Annotated in this window: 13 protein-coding genes and 1 pseudogene; 2 read left to right on the top strand and 12 right to left on the bottom strand. The window is 71.2% G+C overall.

Annotated features, from left to right (window positions below; translation table 11 throughout):
- Positions 1-9 precede the first annotated feature (9 nt).
- Together Raf01_RS05790 and Raf01_RS05785 are read right to left on the bottom strand one after the other, a co-directional pair.
- Positions 10-381: a DUF4267 domain-containing protein gene (locus Raf01_RS05790; protein WP_203916681.1), complete on the bottom strand. Its 372-nt coding sequence runs from the start codon at positions 379-381 to the stop codon at positions 10-12.
- Positions 382-510: 129 nt separating this feature from the next.
- Positions 511-1,479: a DMT family transporter gene (locus Raf01_RS05785; RefSeq protein WP_203916680.1), complete on the bottom strand. Its 969-nt coding sequence runs from the start codon at positions 1,477-1,479 to the stop codon at positions 511-513.
- Between the two features lie 176 nt (positions 1,480-1,655).
- Here Raf01_RS05785 and Raf01_RS05780 point away from each other — a divergent pair, with 176 nt between their 5' ends.
- Positions 1,656-2,012 carry a hypothetical protein gene (locus Raf01_RS05780; protein WP_203916679.1) on the top strand — a complete coding sequence of 119 codons (357 nt, stop codon included), beginning with the start codon at positions 1,656-1,658 and terminating at the stop codon, positions 2,010-2,012.
- Here Raf01_RS05780 and Raf01_RS05775 read toward each other — a convergent pair.
- From Raf01_RS05775 to Raf01_RS05765, 3 genes are all read right to left on the bottom strand, one after another.
- Positions 2,002-2,841, bottom strand: a complete 840-nt coding sequence (locus Raf01_RS05775; RefSeq protein ID WP_239133402.1) for an alpha/beta fold hydrolase — start codon at positions 2,839-2,841, stop codon at positions 2,002-2,004. The genes Raf01_RS05780 and Raf01_RS05775 overlap by 11 nt on opposite strands.
- A 99-nt stretch (positions 2,842-2,940) precedes the next feature.
- A complete protein-coding gene (locus Raf01_RS05770) occupies positions 2,941-4,188 on the bottom strand; it encodes an ROK family transcriptional regulator (RefSeq protein WP_203916678.1) in 1,248 nt (415 codons plus the stop codon).
- Positions 4,189-4,239: 51 nt separating this feature from the next.
- Complete coding sequence (locus tag Raf01_RS05765) at positions 4,240-8,259, bottom strand: P-loop NTPase fold protein (RefSeq protein ID WP_203916677.1); 4,020 nt, start codon at positions 8,257-8,259, stop codon at positions 4,240-4,242.
- A 232-nt stretch (positions 8,260-8,491) separates the two neighbouring features.
- On the opposite strand from Raf01_RS05765, the gene Raf01_RS05760 reads away from it, so the two are divergent.
- Complete coding sequence (locus Raf01_RS05760) at positions 8,492-9,784, top strand: nucleotide disphospho-sugar-binding domain-containing protein (RefSeq protein WP_203916676.1); 1,293 nt, start codon at positions 8,492-8,494, stop codon at positions 9,782-9,784.
- A 3-nt stretch (positions 9,785-9,787) separates the two neighbouring features.
- Here the strand turns inward: Raf01_RS05760 and Raf01_RS05755 are convergent, their stop codons facing one another.
- The 7 genes and pseudogenes from Raf01_RS05755 to Raf01_RS05725 all read right to left on the bottom strand — a co-directional run.
- Positions 9,788-10,453 carry a hypothetical protein gene (locus Raf01_RS05755; protein ID WP_203916675.1) on the bottom strand — a complete coding sequence of 222 codons (666 nt, stop codon included), beginning with the start codon at positions 10,451-10,453 and terminating at the stop codon, positions 9,788-9,790.
- 244 nt (positions 10,454-10,697) lie between these two features.
- The gene (locus tag Raf01_RS05750; RefSeq protein WP_203916674.1) at positions 10,698-11,570 is read right to left on the bottom strand and encodes a hypothetical protein; all 873 of its coding nucleotides are present in this window, start codon (positions 11,568-11,570) and stop codon (positions 10,698-10,700) included.
- A gap of 352 nt (positions 11,571-11,922) precedes the next feature.
- On the bottom strand, positions 11,923-13,101 hold the full coding sequence (locus tag Raf01_RS05745; protein ID WP_203916673.1) for an FUSC family protein: 1,179 nt from the start codon (positions 13,099-13,101) through the stop codon (positions 11,923-11,925).
- Positions 13,102-13,189: 88 nt separating this feature from the next.
- Entirely contained in the window at positions 13,190-13,708 is a 519-nt protein-coding gene (locus Raf01_RS05740; protein ID WP_203916672.1) for an SRPBCC family protein, read from the bottom strand.
- Between the two features lie 119 nt (positions 13,709-13,827).
- Complete coding sequence (locus tag Raf01_RS05735; RefSeq protein ID WP_203916671.1) at positions 13,828-15,288, bottom strand: GTPase family protein; 1,461 nt, start codon at positions 15,286-15,288, stop codon at positions 13,828-13,830.
- Positions 15,285-17,108 (bottom strand): dynamin family protein, encoded by a 1,824-nt coding sequence (locus tag Raf01_RS05730; RefSeq protein ID WP_239133401.1) that lies wholly within the window; start codon positions 17,106-17,108, stop codon positions 15,285-15,287. The genes Raf01_RS05735 and Raf01_RS05730 overlap by 4 nt, the downstream gene beginning before the upstream one ends.
- Before the next feature lie 136 nt (positions 17,109-17,244).
- Positions 17,245-17,808: pseudogene (locus Raf01_RS05725) on the bottom strand (hypothetical protein); the annotation flags it as partial.

Below are 17,808 nucleotides of genomic sequence, written 5' to 3'. Positions count from 1 at the left end.
TGCGGCATCTCAGATTGCGAACAGCAGTGCGGCGTTGATGAGCATCACGACGGCGGTGGCGAAGTGAACGCCGAAGGCGACCGCCTTGGGCCCGCCGTGCCGCAGCACGATGACCATGTCACCGAGCGGGGCGATCGCGACGACCAGCATGTACCAGCCGACCGCGTGGGCCGACGCGAAGGCGATCAGGGCGAGAGCGAGGAGCCCGTATACGGAGTCCCGCACTCCCTTGATGGTCAGGTACGCGGAGTCTCCGTCCTTCTTGGCCGGGACGCCGTAGCCGGCGGCCGACGACTGGGGCGCGACGAGGAACCGCACGCCGATGAAGACCACGAAGACACCGAGGACGATGGCTAGCCCGTAGGCGATGGGGGTGAGCATGACCCGTCTCCAATTTCTAGCAGCGCTAGGAACGTGGTCGACACTAGCAGGGCGACGATAGAACTGCTAGCGGCGCTAGGAAACGGGTCAGGTCGGTACGGTGGCGGCGCGAACGCGTGCGATGTGCGGTCAGCGGCGACGGTGGATCGCCGCGACCGCGACGGCGACGATCGTCAGCGCGGTGCCGACGTAGGTGGCCGGGCCGGGGTGCATGCCGGCGGTCGGCGCGATGAGATCCAGGATGATCGCCATGACCAGTTGGCCGGCGATGGTCGCCAGCGCGAGCAGCAGGACACCGATCTGGCGCACCACGGTCACCGTGATCGCGATGAACGTCACGCCGAGCGGTCCGCCGACGTAGGCGGGCCAGGGCGGAGTGGGTATGTTGCCGGGCGCGCCGCGTATCGCGACCTCGATCCCGAACACCGGCAGCAGCAGCGCGGTACCCACCACGAAGTTGATCAGCGTGGGGGCCAGCGTACTGTGCGACGCCGCCCGTACCCGGCCGTTCAGCGCCTGGTGCAGCGGAGTGACGATGCCGGCGACTACCGGCAGGACGATCAGGCCGATCGCCTCCGGGGTGTGGAACTTCCCGCTCACGGCCACGATCACCGAGCCGATCGAGAGTACGGCGCCGATCAGCCGGAACGCGGTGACCGGCTGGCGACCCGACGGCCCGATCCCGAGCCGGTCGATGACCAGGCTGGCGATCGACTGCCCGGAGACCGCCGCGATGGTGAACACGGCGACACCGAGGGCGGTCACCGCCTCGCCCTGGCTGATCAGCGTGTAGGCGCCCGCGATCCCGCCCAGGTAGTACCACGGCGGCAGCCGGTTCGCGCGCAGTTGACGGATGAGCGCGCCGGCCTTCCCGCGCACCGCGAAGAGAGCCAGGATCAGCGTGCAGAGCGTCAGGCTGCTGCTGAAGCTGATCAGTGCGGCGAGTACGCCGTCGTGCACGCGGTGCCCGAAGTCGCCGTTGATCCGGGACTGGAGGGCCAGCACGGCACCGGCGACGGCCGAGAGCGCGCAGCCGGACAGGTAGCGATGTGGCTCCGATTGGTTGGGTCGATCGGGCGCGGAGCGGCTGTGGCTCATCGCCTTTCATCATCACGCGGTGTGCTGTGCGGGGTCGGCGGATTTCCCGGTTTGCCCCGCGCGACGGAGTGATCGGGGACCTGGGGCGCGCGCAGTTTGTAAAGAAGGTTACCTATGATACCCGTTGCCCGTTCGCCGTAGTCTGATACCGCCGCGTCTCAAGGATGGTGTGGAGCATGGTTGGTCCAGCAGTGTCCGGCTCCGAGCGCAGAGACAGGACGCCGACCGGCTTCGCGGTGGGATTCGTCCAGCCGCTGGGCATCTACCTGGGCGCCGTGGCGCTGTTCGCCGCTGTCGAGGTGTTGGGCGGCCCGAGCCTGCGCGACCACGGCTACCCGCTCCAGGGTGAGGCCGCGGCCATCCTCGGCGTGCTCGCCTGTGCCTTCCTCGGCGTGCGGCACCAGCGGCGGGGCCGCGAGCGCACCGCCATCGGCGTGTTCGTCGGAGCGCTGGTGTGGCCGGTCGTCTTCGTCGCGCTGTTCCTGGCGGTCGCCGCGTACCGGTTCTCGCACGGGACCTTCGTCACCCCGTGAGGCGCCGCGTCCGCCGTCCGTCCGCCCCGTGCTGTGAGGACTCGTCGACCCGGTCGAGCCAGTCGCCCATCAGCGTGTCGAACAACTCCGGCTGCTCGAACTGGAGGTTGTGGCCGGCCACATCGAGCACGGCGAAGCTGGCCCGCGGGTAGTGCGGCAGCAGTACGAACTGGTCGAGGTAGCCCACGCTGGAGTCCTGCCGGCCGGTGAGGATCAACGTCGGGCGGGCGAACGGCTCGCCACCCTCGGGATCGTCGGTCAACGTCCAGCGCTGCCGGATGCGCGCCATCGCGGCGCTGTCCGCGGCGTCGAGCCCGGGCATGATCTCTTCCCGGAACCGGCGCAGGGTCTCCGGCGTCTGCACCACCGCGATCTCCGCGAACGCCTCGGCGGTCCGCGGGTCGACGGAGGCGAGCAGGTCTGGGTCGGCACGCAGCACCCGGTGCCCGGGCACGTGACGATCGGCGTGCTCGACCACCGCGCCGATCGGGCAGATCAGGGCCAGTCCGAGCACCTGGTCGGCCCGGGTCCGGACGAGCGCCCGGGAGAGATAGCCGCCGTACGACTCGCCGACGAGCAGGAACGGTGCGTCGCCGATGGTGCGGTCGACGAAGTCGTCGAGGGCGGCCAGCACGTCATCGGAGCTGGCGATCGACTCTGGCGCCGGAGACTTCCCCATGCCGGGCAGGTCGGGATAGAGCCGCCGGTATCCCGGTCGCCCGGAGAAGAACGGCTCCAGGCAGCCGAGCATCAGCCGGTGATCCGGCGTCCAGCCGTGCACCGCCAGCACCGGGATGCCGCTGCCCCGCTCCACGAAGTTCAGCGTCACGTCCTTCTCCTCCCGTTCCACGTCACGAGGGGGATCGTGCCAGCGGGTACCGACAGAATCCGGCCGTCACGGAGCCGGCCGTGGTGGAGAACACAGAGCTCAGCGGGCGGTGCCCGCCTCCGCCGGGTGCCGGCCGCCGCTGTGCTCCCCGGTCGGGTCGGCGAGCAGCGGCGCGAACGCCAGCTCGGCGGCGCCGATCAGGGTCGCGTCGTCGCCGAGGGCCGAGGTGCGCAGCAGCACCCGTTCCCGTGACACCGCCAGGACGTTGGCCGTCAACCGGGTGCGTACCTGGGTCGCCGACCCCCGGTACACGTCGCGCAGCATCCCGCCGAAGACGACCAGGCCCGGATTGAACAGGTTGATCAGATTGGCGACGCCGATGCCGAGCCAGTCGCCGATGTGATCGAGTGCGGCCCGGGCCAGCGGATCGCCGCGATCGGCGGCGTCCACCACGGCGCGGACGGCGTCCCGCCCGGTCAGGTCGGCGGGCCGCCGCGCGGCGTCGAGGAGGGCCCGTTCGCCGACCTCCGCTTCGAGACAGCCGCGCGAGCCGCATCCGCAGGGCCGGCCGTTGTACGGGTTCACCAGCATGTGCCCCAGCTCGCACCCGTACCCGCCGTCGCCGTTCAACAGCTTGCCGCCGACGATGATCCCGCCACCCACGCCGACGTCGCCGTGCAGGTAGATGAGATTCGGGAAGCCCACGCCCGCCCCGCGCTCGTACTCGGCCAGGGCGCCCAGGTGGCCCTCGTTGCCCACCGGTACCGGCAGGCCGAGACCCAGCCGCCGGCCGAGTTCAGCGCCGAACGCCTGGTCCACCCAGCCCATGTCCGGGCCGAAGCGCACCATCCCGTCGCCGGGCCGGATCATCCCGCAATACGACGCGCCCACCCCGACGCACACCGATCCGGGGCCAGCCGTGCCCGCCACCCGCCGGCCCAACCCGGCCAGTACCTCCACCACGCTGTCGAGGTCCGCACCGGCCCGCGGCCGTACCGCCTCGCGGCGGTCCAGGATCGTCCCGCCCAGCCCGACGCGCGCGGCGACCAGCCGGTCCACGGCGACGTCGAAGGCCAGCACGAATACCCGGTCGGACTCGGGTCGCACCACCAGCGACGGCCGTCCGGCCCGGCCGGTCTGGTCGGGCAACTCCTCGCGGACCAGACCCGCGGAGGTGAGTTCGGCGGTCAGCGCCATGATGGTGCTGCGGTTGAGCCCCATCCGGTCGGCCAGTTCGGTGCGGGAGGCCGGACCTCGCAGGTGTACGTGCCGGAGAAGGGCACCGAGGTGTCGCCGGTGGGCATCCTTGCCCGGTCCGACTCCTGGTACCGCCCGGCTCGTCAGCATCTCGGGGACCTTGCTCACTCGGGACGCGAGTCCAAAGGGTAAAGATACGCGTCAAAGCAGCGTGTCGGCCAGGTTGCCGATGAGCCCGGGATCGCACTGGAGCAGCAGCAGCCGCAACTCGCGCAGTTGGTGCTCGTACCGGTTCACCTCGATGCCGAGTTCCCCGACGGTCTGGTTCCACCGGTCCTCGTCGGCCAGGTACGCGACGAGACGGTCGAGGCCGGCCCGGCCGTCGGAGCGCCACTGCAGCGCGTGCAGCAGCGCGGGCCACCGGGTGACGATCTCGGCGAAGATGAGCAGATGCTTGGCGTGTGAGATCGACGCGCGTACGTCGGCAGGGCCGTCATCCGGTGAGCGGCTGGGCTCGGGGCACACCCGGGCGTAGAACTGCCAGACGTTGATGAGGCGCTTCGCGTTCCGTACCGACCGGCCGGGCTGCGCGCTCAACCGGGCGGTCAGCCAGGACCGTACCTGCGGATGCTGCTCCAGCGACCGCCAGGCGAGCGTGTCGACCGGAGTCGGCGCGGTCCCCGGCGACGGCCTGGCACCGTCTCCCCGCGCGCCGTCGGCGGCGGCCCCGCCGGCCGCTCCGGTAACGGAACCCCCGGCAACGGAACCCCCGGCAACGGAACCCCCGGCAACGGAACCCCCGGCAACGGAACCCCCGGCAGTGGAGGCCCCGACAGCGGAAGCCCCGGCAGCGGAAACCTTGGCCCCCCGCGGCGCCGGCACCCGCGAGCCGTCGGCGGACGTCCGGGCGGATCCGGCGGCCTGATCGATGAAGCGCGGGATGCTGTCGTCCGCGGCTTGAGGCAGCACGACCGGCAACTGGATCAGCTTGCGCAGGAAGGCCCAGCCCGCGCTCGGATCGTCTCCGCGCTGTGCGGTCTGGCGATGATAATGGTCGGGGTAGTGGCCGTCGAGGTGCGCCGCGATCACCTCGGGGTCGAGGCCGATGACGAACCGGCAGCGCAGTCCGGTGTCCGCGTTCACGCCGGAGAGGAACAGATTGATCGCCTCGAACACCTCCGCGGTCACCGTGGTCCGGCACCGGTCGATGTCGTCGACGAACACGACGAGGTCGCAACCCGCGTTCCGGACGTCGGTGATGACCTCGCCGATGTCGTGCTGGTACAGGTAGAGGGCGCCGACTCGGGCTCTGCGCAACGGATCCGCGACGATCTCGAGCGGCTGGTTGTCCTGCTGGAGCAGGTCGGCATCGGTGACCGGTCCGTGGAAGAGCGCGGCCGGAAGGTAGTGCGCCGCCGGACTGAACCAGAACCGGGTGGTGGTGTGCGCGATGCCGGCGACCAGGCAGGCCGCCGAAATCACCAGCGCGATCGTCGCCGCGGTGACCGAGTGGCCGAGCACGTCGAACGGTACGTTCAACTCGGCCAGCGCGATCGCCAGCGGCGCGACGATCGCGCCGAGCGCCACCCCGAGCATCGGCGACACGACCCGGCGGTACAGGGCGCGGCGCAGGCTGTACCGGTCGCTGCGCCCGAGGTTCCGGCGGAACCAGTACCGTTCCCGCTCGCTGTCGGTCGGATAGAGCACGGTGCCGGCGCGCTCGATGATTTCGTGGGCGAGTCCGGCCCACGCCTGTTCGCCGGACTGGTGCACCCAAGGGTTGAACCACACGGTGAGCACGCCCCGGTGCGCCGTGGCGCCGCCCGGCCGGCTGGTCCGGTTCGTGGCGCGGCGCCCGACGCGCCGGGCGGGACCGGTTGCCGGTCGCGGCTGTGCCGGCTGGGCCGGAGCGCGACCGTGGCGAGTGATCTCCCGCAGTGCCGCCCGGACGGTGTACCGCTGCCTCGCGGCGGATCGGTGGTCGGCACGCGCCGGTGGCGGATGGCGTTCGTCGAGACGGCGGCGGACCAACCGCATCAGCGTGGTCTTGCCGCAGCCCCACGGCCCCTCGACACTCACGACGGACGGCCCGTCGTCGGCCGGATCGTCCGAAGTGGACGGTTGGCCCGAGCCGGACGGTTGGCCCGGGCGAACCAGTTGGTCGGCGATGGCGTCGGCCCACCGCTGCCGGTCGAGCAGGTCCACGGTGGCGGGTGCGTCGGACAGCGCCCAGATCCCGACCGGGCCGACCTCGATGGAGCGGATCGCCCGCCGCAGGTGGAGATCCCAGAGACGGATGGTGCCGTCGTAGCCGGTGGAGGCGAGTCGCGCGGAACCGTCGGCGGCGCGCCACCCGGCCAGGTCCCACACGCCGCGCTGGTGGCCGGTCAGCGGTTCGCCGATCGGAGTCCCGTTCTCCGGATCCCACAAGCGGATCGTCCCGTCGTCGCCGCCGGCCGACGCGAGTCGCGGGTTGCCCTGCGGATCGGTCCACGGCACGAGCGAACGTACCGTGCCGATGTGGCCGTGCAGCGGTGTTCCGACCGGCTCACCGGTGCCCGCGTCCCACACCCGGATCGTCCCGTCGACACTGCCGGAGGCCAGGAGGCGGCGGTCGTTCCGGTCGGTCCACGTCGCGAGTGCCCGGATCCAGCCGGCGTGGCCGGACAGCGGACCGAAGAAGGGGGCGCCCGTGCCGGCGTCGTACACGTGGATCTCGTTGCCGTCGCCGCCGAACGCGATCCGTACCCGGCCGTCCTCGGCCGACCAGGCGGCCAGGGCGAGTACCCAGTTCAGCCCGGTGACCGCGACGTTCGGTACCTGCTGGGCCCGGCCGGTCGCCGGATCCCACAGCCGGATGGTGCCGTCCGCACCGCCGGAGATGAGTCGCACCGGCCCGCCGGTGGCCGGGTGGGCGATCAGCGCGGGGATCCAGCCGGCATGCGCGTTGATCGGCTCACCGGCCGCGGCACCGAAGTGCGCGTCCCAGCACCGCACGGTGCCGTCGTCGCCCGCCGAGGCGATCAACGCGCGCCCGTCGGCGGCGGTGAACGCGGTCATCGTCCACACCGTCGCGGTGTGCCCGGACAGTGGCTGGCCGACCTGCGCGCCGGTCTCGGTGTCCCACACGCACAGGACCCCGTCGTCCCCGGCTGCGGCCACGTGGGTGTGACCGTCGCTGGCGGTCCACGTCGCCAGCGCCCACAACGCGGCCATGTGGGTGGTGGGCGACGAGTCGACCGGGGTGCCCGTGTCCGCGTCCCAGATGTGGATGATGCCGTCCCGCGCGGACGTCGCGAGCCGGTTGCGTCCGCCCGTCGACCACGCGGTCATGCCGCTCTCGGCACTGGTGAAATTCCCGGGCACCGGGCCGGCGAGCGGATCGCCAGTGCGCGGGTCCCAGATCCGCACGGTGCCGTCCATACTCGCGGACGCGAGACGGTCGACCTGGTCGCCGGTGCTCCAGGTGACGATCGTGTGCACCCAACCGGTGTGACCGAGCAGCGGTGACCCGATCGGAGTACCCGTCTCCGCGTCCCAGATCCGTACCGTTCCGTCCGCGCTGCCGGACGCGACCCGCATCCCGCCACCCGCGTCCGGCCAGTTGGTCAGGCTCCAGATCGCCCGCGCGTGACCCCCGCTGATCTCACGCAGCAGGTCGCCCGATCCCTCGCCCCAGATCCGGATCGCGGTGTCCTGCCCGGCCGAGCACAGCCGTCTCGTGCCGTCGGCGGCGACCCAGGTGGTGAGCGCGTGGAGGGCGCCGGTGTGGGCGGCGATCCGCTCGCTGACCAGCGCGCCGCTCTCCACGTCCCAGATCCGGATCGAACCGTCCGAACCCGCCGCCGCCAGCCGGCTCTCGCCGTCGGTCGTGGTCCAACTGCTCATCGCGTGGATCCAGCTCTCGTTGACCGGGGACATCGAGGCGACCTCGGTGCCCGACTCCAGATCCCAGACCCTGATCCACTCGTCGACACCGGCTGAGACCAGCCGGACTCCTGCGTCGCCGCGGCACGCCCGCAGATGCTGGACGCCGGCCCCATGACTGAACGCGGTGAGCCTCGTCAACGTGCCGGCGGACAGGTCCCACACCTGCACCACGCCATCGGTCCCGGACGAGGCCAGCCGCATGCCGCCGTCGATGGCCTGCCACGATTCCAGCCCGCCGACGCCACCCCGGCGGGCGGGGACCCAGGGCGTCGCAGCAGCCGGCCCGGACACGTCACGCCCGCCGCCGCAGCATGGGGACCATTCTCAGCCAGCCGGTGCGGCCGCACAACGCCGAATGTCGATGCTCGCGCACGCACCCGGCGTGCCGCGATGGGGAAGATCTCAGCACGTTCGGCGCGGACTCCTCGAACCGGCCAGGGCGTCGGCGCGTAGGCAGGGCGCGCGGACCACAACACTCCGTGCGTCGGAACGGACTCAGTGGGTGAACCCGGACAGGGACCAGATGGCGAAGTTGATCGTGGCCGCCGCGCCACTGTACGCATTTGTCGCTCCGATGCGGGCCATCGCGTCCGACCTGAGCCGGCGAGGGCACGACATCACCTTCCTGACCGGTTCCCGGTACCGCGACTGCTTCGACGGCATCGGCGTCCGGTTCGAGCCACTGACCGGGGTCGCCGACTTCGACATCGGCCGGCTCGACGAACTGGTACCGGGGCGGAACTCGGCGCCGCCCGGCCCACAGCGCATCGCGCTGGACCTGCAGCGGCTGTTCGTCGAGCCGATCCCGGCCCAGCACCACTCGCTGCAAGGGCTGCTGGCCGCGGCCGGCGACGAGCCGGTGGTACTGCTCCAGGACACGACGTTCCAAGGGGCCGCGCCGGTGCGGTACGGCGCGCCCGGCCTGGCACCCGCCGCGATCGTCGGCATCGGCCTCGCCGCACTACCGGTGAGCAGCGTCGACACCGCGCCGTTTGGGCTCGGCCTGCCGCCGGACAGTTCGCCGGAGGGGCGGGCCCGCAACCGCGCGGCCAACGCCGAGGTGGAGCGGGTCTTCTGCGACGTCCAGGGGCGTTTCCTGGCACTGCTGAGCGGCCTGGGCGCGACCGAGGTGCCGCCGTTCGTTCAGGACAACCAGGTGCTCATGCCCGACAGGTACCTGCAGTTGACCGTCGCGGCACTGGAGTACCCGCGCAGCGACGCGCCGCCCGGGCTGCGGTACGTGGGGCCGCTGCCCGGCGTGGCGGACACATCCCGGCCGCTCCCGCCGTGGTGGGACGACGTTCTCGCCGCGCGACGGGTGATCGTGGTGTCCCAGGGCACTCTGGCGAACCGGGACTTCAGCGAACTGGTCGAGCCGGCGCTACGGGGTTTGGCCGACTCCGACGCACTGGTCGTCGCGACGCTCGGGCGGGACGCGACGCTGTCCGGCGTACCGGACAACGCCAGAGTCGCCGCGTTCGTGCCGTACTCGGACCTGCTGCCTCATGCCGACGTGTTCGTGAGCAACGGCGGCTACGGCGGGGTGCAGCAGGCGCTCGGATTCGGGGTACCGATGGTGCTCGCCGGGTTGAGTGAGGACAAGGCGGAAATCACCGCCCGTACGGCGTGGACCGGCGCGGCCATCAACCTGGCGACCCAGCGGCCGACCGAGGAGGACATCCGCGCCTCGGTCGAGGCGGTGCTCAGCACGCCGTCGTACCGGCGCAACGCCGAACGGTTGCGGGCCGACATCGCCCGGCACGACCCGTACGGGGAGATCGCGGCAACGGTCGACGAGTTGTCGGCGCGAGCCTGACCCTTACCGCTTGGTGTGCCCCTTGCCCTTGCCCTTGCCGGGCTTGTCCGTGCGGTCCGGCGTCGGTGTCGCGCCGGGCTGCGTCGGAGTGGCCTGCTTCCCGCTTCCGGACAGCACATGGGCACAGAACGAGGCGATGTTCGGCTGCCCCTTGGCCGCCGCTTCGAGCGCGCGCTGCACCGGGTCCGGCAGGGTAGTGCGGTGCGGGCCCTTCCGCGCCAGGTTCCACGCCTGGCACAGCTGGACCGGCGTGAAATCGCTCGGATGGGTGACGCTGGGATCCGGCCGGGGTGCGGCCGACCGGCCGGTGCCACCGGGGATCGGCGACTTCGATACCGACGGCCGCGCCGCCGTGCTCGGCGCCGGAACCCCCAGCGGGGAGAACAGGTTGTGGGCGCGCTGCTGGACGACCGGCGGCAGGCGGTTGGTCTCCGCGGCGAGCACCGTGGAGCCGGTCATCAACACCGCGACCAGCGCGGCGAGCCGCAGCACGACCGTTCCCACGGATTGACGCCCCCGGTCCCGGCGCACCCGGCGACGGATCCGTCCCGGGGCCGCGGCCGCCTGCGTGCCCTCGCGTGCCACGACGAACTGAGCCACGGCCCGCTGCTCCCCGAGCAACTCTTCCGGAAGCGCCGGAGCACGGACCGCGTCGAGCAGCTCACCCAACCCCGTCTGCCCGGGGTCGGGCGTGCCACCAGCTATCAGCCGGTCTGTCTCGGCCAGATCAAGCCGACGGTTTCCCCACCTATGCATCGCGTATTAACAGTGCCACGGTGGGTCGTCGCGTTACACCCTCCATCGGGACGGGTCGCCGCCCCGGACGATCGAGGCGAGGCCCGACGCGAACCGGGGTGCCGCCGTGGACGAGCACGGTGGCACCCCGGGCGCGGTGCGAATCAGCCGCGGAAGTTCAGCGGGTCGCGGCGGCGTCCTGCCCACGAAGCCGGCGGATCCAGCCGTGCGCGGTGTGCCGCGGCACGCTGTAGTGGTCCGCGACGGCGGCGGCGCTGCCCGCCTGCGCGTACACCGTGGCGAAGTCGTCGGGCATGCGACGGTACGCGCGCTCGTTGCTGGCGGCGGCGGCGGTGGTGCTGCGGGTGGTGGCCTTCTTGGCCGGGGCCGCCTTCGCGCTCTTCTTCGCCATGGCCGCGTCGGTGATCGACGACTGGGCGCCCGACCGCGTCGAGCCGGCGGAGCGACGCGTGCGTGCCTTGGTCGCGGGTGCGGTCGGAGCGGTCTCGGCCGCCGTGGCCTTCTTGCCCGGCGCCCGCCGGGTGGCCGACCGCGTCGCCTTCGCCGTCGACTTCGCTGCCTTGGCGGGGGCCTCCGCCGCCTTGGTCGCGGGCTGGCTCGCCTTGGCCGCGGGCTGCGTCGCCTTGGCCGTGGACTTCGCTGCCTTGGCTGCCGACTTCGTCGCGGACTTGGTCGCCGACTTCGTCGCGCCGGACGCCGACTTCGCCGTTGCCTTGGCCGCGCCGGAGGTTGCCTTCGCCGGGCTGGCCGGTGCGGTGTCGGTGACAGTGGCGTCGACGACCGTCGAGGGCGCCGCCTCGATCTCGTGCTTCGGTGCGGACGCGGTCAGGACCGGGGTCGGCATGCTCGGCGTGATGGCCTGGAGCAGGAGGCCGTAGTCGATAGCGGGAACCGAGCCCTGCGACAGGATGTTGCCGGCGTGCAGATGCAGGTCGGTGAGCGTGACGTCGCCGCCGGACGTGTCCAGCCGCAGAGTGGTGGTTGTCGCGCTGTTGTCGTCGGGAGTGATGGTGATGGTGTAGGAGGTCACGGTTGCTGCCTTCGGGTCGGGTGCGCGTGGGGCGCGCTGTGCCTGGAATGCTTGTGGGGGCTGGCGTACACCGCACTCGGGTTTGTACGCCTGTTTGCTGGCCGCCAACCTACCCCGGCGATTGTTGCGGTATCAACATCTCGCGGGAAAAGCGTAGTACACCGCCGGAGCGGATGCTCCGGGAGGTGTTGCGTTTCCTCGCCGAGGTGGCACGTTCGCGGTCGCGAAGGATCGCGCGCATCCGTCCGCCGGCTGGCGTCGCATCGCGGATTCGCTTGCTGGCACTGGCGATCCGCCCATTGTCACCCGATCGGGGCGGCGCACCGGTCGCGCGTCGCGACCGCGCGGTGGCTCAACCGACCGGCTTCGCGGGGTTGCCGCCGGCGCGACGCACGAGTTCGTTCGCCTCGCCGTGTCCGAGGTCCGCGGTACCGAGCAGATCGGTGGCGATCGCCCGGATCTGAGCCACCACCGCACTGCCGGAGAAGCTCAAACCCTTCCGGTACGCCTCGGCCGCCTCGGCGACCGCCTGCACCGACAGGTCCGCGACTTTGGGGTCCCGGACGTCGGAGAGCAGTGTCTTGCGTACCTCCTTGGTCGCCTCTCCCAGTGTGTAGACGGATCTGCAGAGCTCCTCGGGAATCGGCTCCTCGTCCCGGATCATCGTGACCGCGCGGCGAGCCAGTACCCGCGCGTTGCTCAGCGCCCGTTCGAGATATTCGGCGGCGTCCTTGTACTTGCCGAGCGCCCCGCGGGAACGCCAGCGCAGCGGGGCCACCCGTGCGGTCTCCCGGCTTTCCGGGAGGGCGTCCCGGAACTGGGACACCGTGATTCCGGCCTCCTGCAGTCGGGTGAGCGCCTCGTCCGCCTCGTCCGCGTTGCGGTCGCCCATCGCGTGTGCGGCCTGAGCCAGCCCGTCGGCCAGGGCGGTGCAGGCCGGCCCGGCCTTCCGTGACACGGCCGCCACCGGGTTGGCGGGCAACAGGAGGGCCGACACGCCGAGCGCGATCAGACCGCCGATGAGTGCGTCTTCGAACCGCAGGTAGTAGATGCCCTTGGCGGGTGGGGACAGGGTGGCGATGAGGACCGAGGAGGAGGCGGCGTTCGACACCACGGCGGGGGTACCGCCGATGAACACCGCGAGGACCGTGGCGAGGAACACGACGAGACCGAGCTGCCACGCGCCGGTACCGATCGCGAAGACGATGGAGTCGCCGATGAAGATGCCGAGCGCCACCCCGAAGACCAGTTCGGCGGTGCGGCGCAGCCGCTGCCCGACCGAGATGTCCAGCACGATGACGGCCGAGATCGGAGCGAACACCGGCTGCGGGTGGTGCAGGAGACTGTTCGCGAACAGCCAGGACAGCGCCCCCGCGACACCGGCCTGGATGGCGAGGATGCTGCTGGTCTTGACGCGCCGCCACCGCTGGCGGAATCCGGTCTCGGAGCGCACGCGCAGCTTGGTCAGGAGGTCTTCCGGCGAGGCCCCGATGAGACGGTGTCCGGATTCGCCGCGGGGTCCGCGAGCCATGGTTTCGAGCCTAAGCGGGAGCCGGCGGCCCCGGCGGCAGATCCGGAAAGCCTGAACGGGAAGGTGGACCGTACGGCCGGAGACCCGGTCAGGCGCCCGCCGACCCGGGCGGGCCGATCGTGGCCGCCTCCGGCCCGAACCGGGCGGTGTAGTCGGCGTTGGCCTGTGCCCAGCCGCTGAGCCGGTCGTCCGGTGCCGGTTCACCGTCCAGGTGGACGCCCAGCAGATCCAGGCAGACGTGCCAGCCGGCCGCGTCCCGCGCCGCCTTGCCCTGCTCGTCGAACAGGTCCAGGAGGGTCAGCACAGTACCGTCGCCGTCCGGCCGCAGTTCGAACCGCAGCGTGTCGGTGCCCCACTCGAATTCCATGAGCGAGGGTGGCTGGTACGCGATCATCGTGCCGGTGAAGGCCGGCCCCTTGCCCTCCGGATGCGCGAAGCGCAGCGATGCGCCGGCCGCCCGGTCTCCCTCGATCGTGGTGGGGAACCAGGCGGCCAGGTGCTCCGGTTCGGTCAACGCCCGCCATACCTTCTCGGGTGTGTGTGCCAGCCTGCGGGAGAACCGCAGGCGCCACCTGTCGTCGATCCGTTCGAGTTCACCATCGGTCATGAGCACCAGAATTCCCGATGGGTTATATTCCTGTCAAGGCATCAATGCTGTTGGGGTGGGTACCGGCCCGCAGCCGGGAGCGCGGCTCCGGCGGTCACCCGGCCCGGCGTACCGCCCGGTCATCCGGCGAGCTCGGCCAGCATCCCCTCGCAACTGCGGACGACGGTACGCGCCGCGCCCTGCTGAGCATGATTGAAAAGTGGGTTCTCGGCGTGTTCCAACCACCGGTCCAGAGCCTGCGCCCCCAGTGTCCACAGTTGCGCCCCGGTTGCCTGTTCATCTGCTGCCAATCGCGTCGATACATCCGTGCCTTCCATCCCGATCAGGCGTTGCGCCTCCGCTTCCAGCGCGGCGGGCAGCCGGGTACGCCCGCTGCGCAACGCGGCCATCAGCCGCAGTTCGCGGAATTCGTGGGCGCCGGCGACCGTATGGTCGAGCTCCGCCATCAGCCGGTCGGAGCCCGGCCGCGGCTCGGCACGGAGTACGAACTCCAGCGCGAGGAGAGCGGATCGTGCCTTGAGCAGGCCGCGCCGCTCGACGAAGAGCTGCCTGATCGACTCGCGTAGCTCGGCCAGGCCGCTGCGGCGCACCAGCTGGCTCGCCAGCGAGCCGACGTCACCGCAACCCTGCCGGATCAGAGTCGTGGCCAGCCTCACGCCGACGATCCCCAGCCGGTTCAGCAGATCCTGGCGCACCGAGAGAGTCGCGACGCTGTCCGCCCCGCCGAGAAACCGGTCGGTGGACAGCAACAGCTCGTCCAGTTCGCCCCGGTCGATCGCGGCGAGGTTGGCCAGCGCCGCGTACTGCGGCTCCCGGATCGTGCGGCCGGCCTCCGCGAGGAGCCCGGCGACCGCGACGACGTTCAGGCACAGCGCGCGCATCCGGACGTCGCGACGGTGCCGGCGGGCGAGCTGCTTCGCGGCCAGGAGGCCGTCGATGCGACCGCCGCCGATCTCGTCCGCCCGGGACAGCACGACCATCGTGTGTACCGGGGCGGCCCGGCTCACCGGTGTCTCGGGGATGATGCGCAGCGCGTTGAGTTCGGTACCGGGTGCGCGCCGGGCGAGGTACAGCACGGCGTCCGCCTCCCGGGCGACTCTGTCCATGATGGACTGCCCAGTCGGCGTGGCGGTCGCGGAGACACCGACGGCGGGGGTGTCGATGAGGATCGTGTGGCGCAGCGTACGGGTCGGCCAGTCCACCACGATCTCGTTGAGGTCCTCCGGCGTACCGGGCGGCGGATCGACGTGCAGCCAGCGGTCGAGCCGAGTGACCGCGAGGTCGGTGACCGACTCGTGCGCCGAGTGCAGCGCGGCGCGTGGTACGGCACCGTCCTGGTACCAGACGAAGGCATCCTTGGCGCCGTCGACCTCGACGGGTGCGACGCCCTCGCCGACGATCGCGTTGATGAGCGTGGACTTGCCGACCTGCGCCGGCCCGGCGACCGCGATTCGCAGCGGCTCCTCGAACCGCTCGACGTGGTGCTCCAGCCAGCGGGACGCGCGGGGACTGTCGCGGTACAGGTCGTGGGCTTCGTTCAGTAGGGCCCAGACCTGGCTCTCCAGGCGGGTACCGGTCACGCCGCCACTGCCTTCGCGGCCGGCGCCGGTACCACCGCCAGCGCGTTGGCCCGGTCGTGCAGCCGGCGCAGATCCTCCAGCTCGCGCTGGAGTTCGCGATCGTGCCGGTCCCGTTCCGTGAGGTCGCGGTCGGCCGCCTGCTTCGCGGTCCTGGCCGACTCCAGGATGCTCTCCTGCAGGTCCTCGGCCATCGCGGAGAAGTGGTCGCGCAGCTTGCGCTGGACCTGACGGATGACGTCCTTGCAGTCCTTGCTGAACGAGATGAAGAAGTCCTCGACGTGCCGCTGCACCGCGGCCTTCGCCAGGCTCTGGCGCCGCAGCAACCGGGACTCGCCCTCGTCTTTCAGGCTCTTGCCGCCGAACAGCGCACCGGCGCCCAGAGACACGAAGTTGATCAGCGGCAGCCCTGCCAGGCTGGTCGCGAGCCCGAACATCACCACGCCGCCATACGAGCCACGCAGCCCGGTGTATACCTTCTGGCTGAACGTGAAGCGCCCGATGTTCGGCTTCTCCAGGTCTGCCACGGTCTCGAACACATCGTGCTCGATCCGGAAGGCGGACTCGGGGATGACGCTTTCCCGGTAGCCGGGGAAGCTGGCCGCGATCTTCTCGGCGATCCAGTGCGAACGCTCCACCAGCCAGCCGTAGTTGGCCTCGGCGGCCTCCAGGAGGTTTTCCTCCAGCCAGGGTTGGAAGGTGTCCCACACCGCGCCCGGATCGGCGGAGTCGAACACCTCGTCGACCCGGCGCATGATTTTGCGGGTACGGTCGCGCAGGTCGTGCTCGATGTCGGAGCTGAGGTCCGAGATCCGGTCCGCCAGTGAGTTCTGCCACCGGCTGGACAGCCGGCGCAGGTCGTCGAGCTGCCGCTGGGCTTCGCTGAGATCCGAGGCGGCATTCGAGACCAGCGCGCCATCCAGTGCGAATCGGCGGGCGCGCAGCGGCACGCACAGCTGCTCCACGACGGTACCGGCGATGGTCCGCGCGGTGTGCGGCGCCAGCGACTCGGACTTGGTCCGCAGGTCGTGCTGGAGGCGCGCGATCAGATCGGGGAAGCCGGATTCGGTGTTCAGCTTGCGATTGTTGGTACGCGCGGCGAGCAGGCGCAGCGTCGCGGAGACCGGAATCACGGTGGCCGGGATGCCGGCGTCGGCCAGGCGCTCACGGTTTTCCTCGGCGACCTTCCGCCACTGCGGGGCGATGTCCGTCTTGTTCAGTGCCACGATGACGTGCGGGCAGGTCCGGATCGCGTACGCGAGGAAAGCAAGCTCCACATCGGACAGTTGCCGGTTCGCGTCGGACACCAGCAGTACCGCGTCGGTGTGTCCCACCCAGGCGGCGTCGAGGCCGCCGCCGTTGGCCCAACCGGCGTCGAGGCCGGGGGTGTCGATCAGCACGAGGCCGGCGGTCAGCAGCTCGCGGGGAATGCCGATCTCGGCGCGGTGGTACTTTCCGGCACCGGAGACGCCGCTCGCCAGTTGCTCGATGGGTACGGCCACGCGTTCGGTGGCCGCCACGTCGCGATCGGGCACCGCGGTCGGCCCGGTGACCAGGGCCGCGCAGGGTGTGTCGGCGTGCTGGATGACCGAGGGGACAGACGTCGTGGAGTCGTCCCCCACCGCACAGATCGGGGCGTTGAGCATCGCGTTGATGAGCTGGCTCTTGCCCTGCCCGGCCTCGCCGACGACCAGCACGCGCAGTTTCGGATCGAGAAGTTGCGCGCGTTTGTGCTGCAGTTGGTGCACCAGGTCCGCCCGACTCTGCGCGGCGCAGGCACGGATGGTGTCGTCCAGTACGTCAAGCCAGAGCGGTACCATCATCGATCCCTACTCGTGGCAGGGGCCGGAGCCGACCACTGGGGTCGACTCCGGCCGGGGTGCCACGCTCGCACACCTGTGAATCGGGCTACCGAATAGATCAGCCGATTCTGGGAGCAATCTTGCCTCAATCAGCCGATCAGAGCAGCGGGATGCCGAGCAGGTGGTCGCTGCCGTGGTCGGTCGTCGCGTCCGGCGTGTGCGTGACCTGGCCCACCAGGTCGGTCACTCCGGACGGCGACAGGGCGCCAGCGGCGTGCAGCGAGGCGTGCGCGGAGTTGGCGTCCGTGCTGACCCCACCATCGCCGGACAGCAGGCCGCCGGCCAGACCGTTGTTGGTCGCGCCGTACAGGTCGAGCCCGTGACCGTCCAACGCCTGGTTGACGGTGCCGGTCACGCTCTGCGTCACGCCGCCGAGCGTGGTGTTCAGGGCGCCCGCCGGGTCGTGGGTCAGACCGTCGGTGGTACCGCTCAGGGTGCCACCCAGCGCGCCGGTGGTGTTGCTCAACGTACCGTTCAGCAGGCCCGAGGTGTCCTGTCCGCCCAGCAGGCCGCTCACCGCGCCGGTCGGGTCGTGGGTCAGCGCACCAGTGTCGCCCAGCGTCCCGCTCAGGGCCCCGGTGGTGTTGCTCAGGGTGCCGCCCAGCAGACCGGACGAGTCCTGGCCGCCCAGGACACCGGTGACGCCGCTGAGGGTGCCGGT

It is taken from the genome of Rugosimonospora africana (assembly GCF_016862975.1).
In the GTDB taxonomy this organism is placed as follows: domain Bacteria; phylum Actinomycetota; class Actinomycetes; order Mycobacteriales; family Micromonosporaceae; genus Rugosimonospora; species Rugosimonospora africana.
This window is presented reverse-complemented; position numbering and strand designations above follow the sequence as displayed.

Coding starts and splice junctions, on each gene's coding strand:
- Raf01_RS05790 (WP_203916681.1), bottom strand. CDS start 381: ATGCTCACCCCCATCGCCTACGGGCTAGCCATCGTCCTCGGTGTCTTC.
- Raf01_RS05785 (WP_203916680.1), bottom strand. CDS start 1,479: ATGAGCCACAGCCGCTCCGCGCCCGATCGACCCAACCAATCGGAGCCA.
- Raf01_RS05780 (WP_203916679.1), top strand. CDS start 1,656: ATGGTTGGTCCAGCAGTGTCCGGCTCCGAGCGCAGAGACAGGACGCCG.
- Raf01_RS05770 (WP_203916678.1), bottom strand. CDS start 4,188: ATGCTGACGAGCCGGGCGGTACCAGGAGTCGGACCGGGCAAGGATGCC.
- Raf01_RS05760 (WP_203916676.1), top strand. CDS start 8,492: ATGGCGAAGTTGATCGTGGCCGCCGCGCCACTGTACGCATTTGTCGCT.
- Raf01_RS05745 (WP_203916673.1), bottom strand. CDS start 13,101: ATGGCTCGCGGACCCCGCGGCGAATCCGGACACCGTCTCATCGGGGCC.
- Raf01_RS05740 (WP_203916672.1), bottom strand. CDS start 13,708: ATGACCGATGGTGAACTCGAACGGATCGACGACAGGTGGCGCCTGCGG.
- Raf01_RS05730 (WP_239133401.1), bottom strand. CDS start 17,108: ATGATGGTACCGCTCTGGCTTGACGTACTGGACGACACCATCCGTGCC.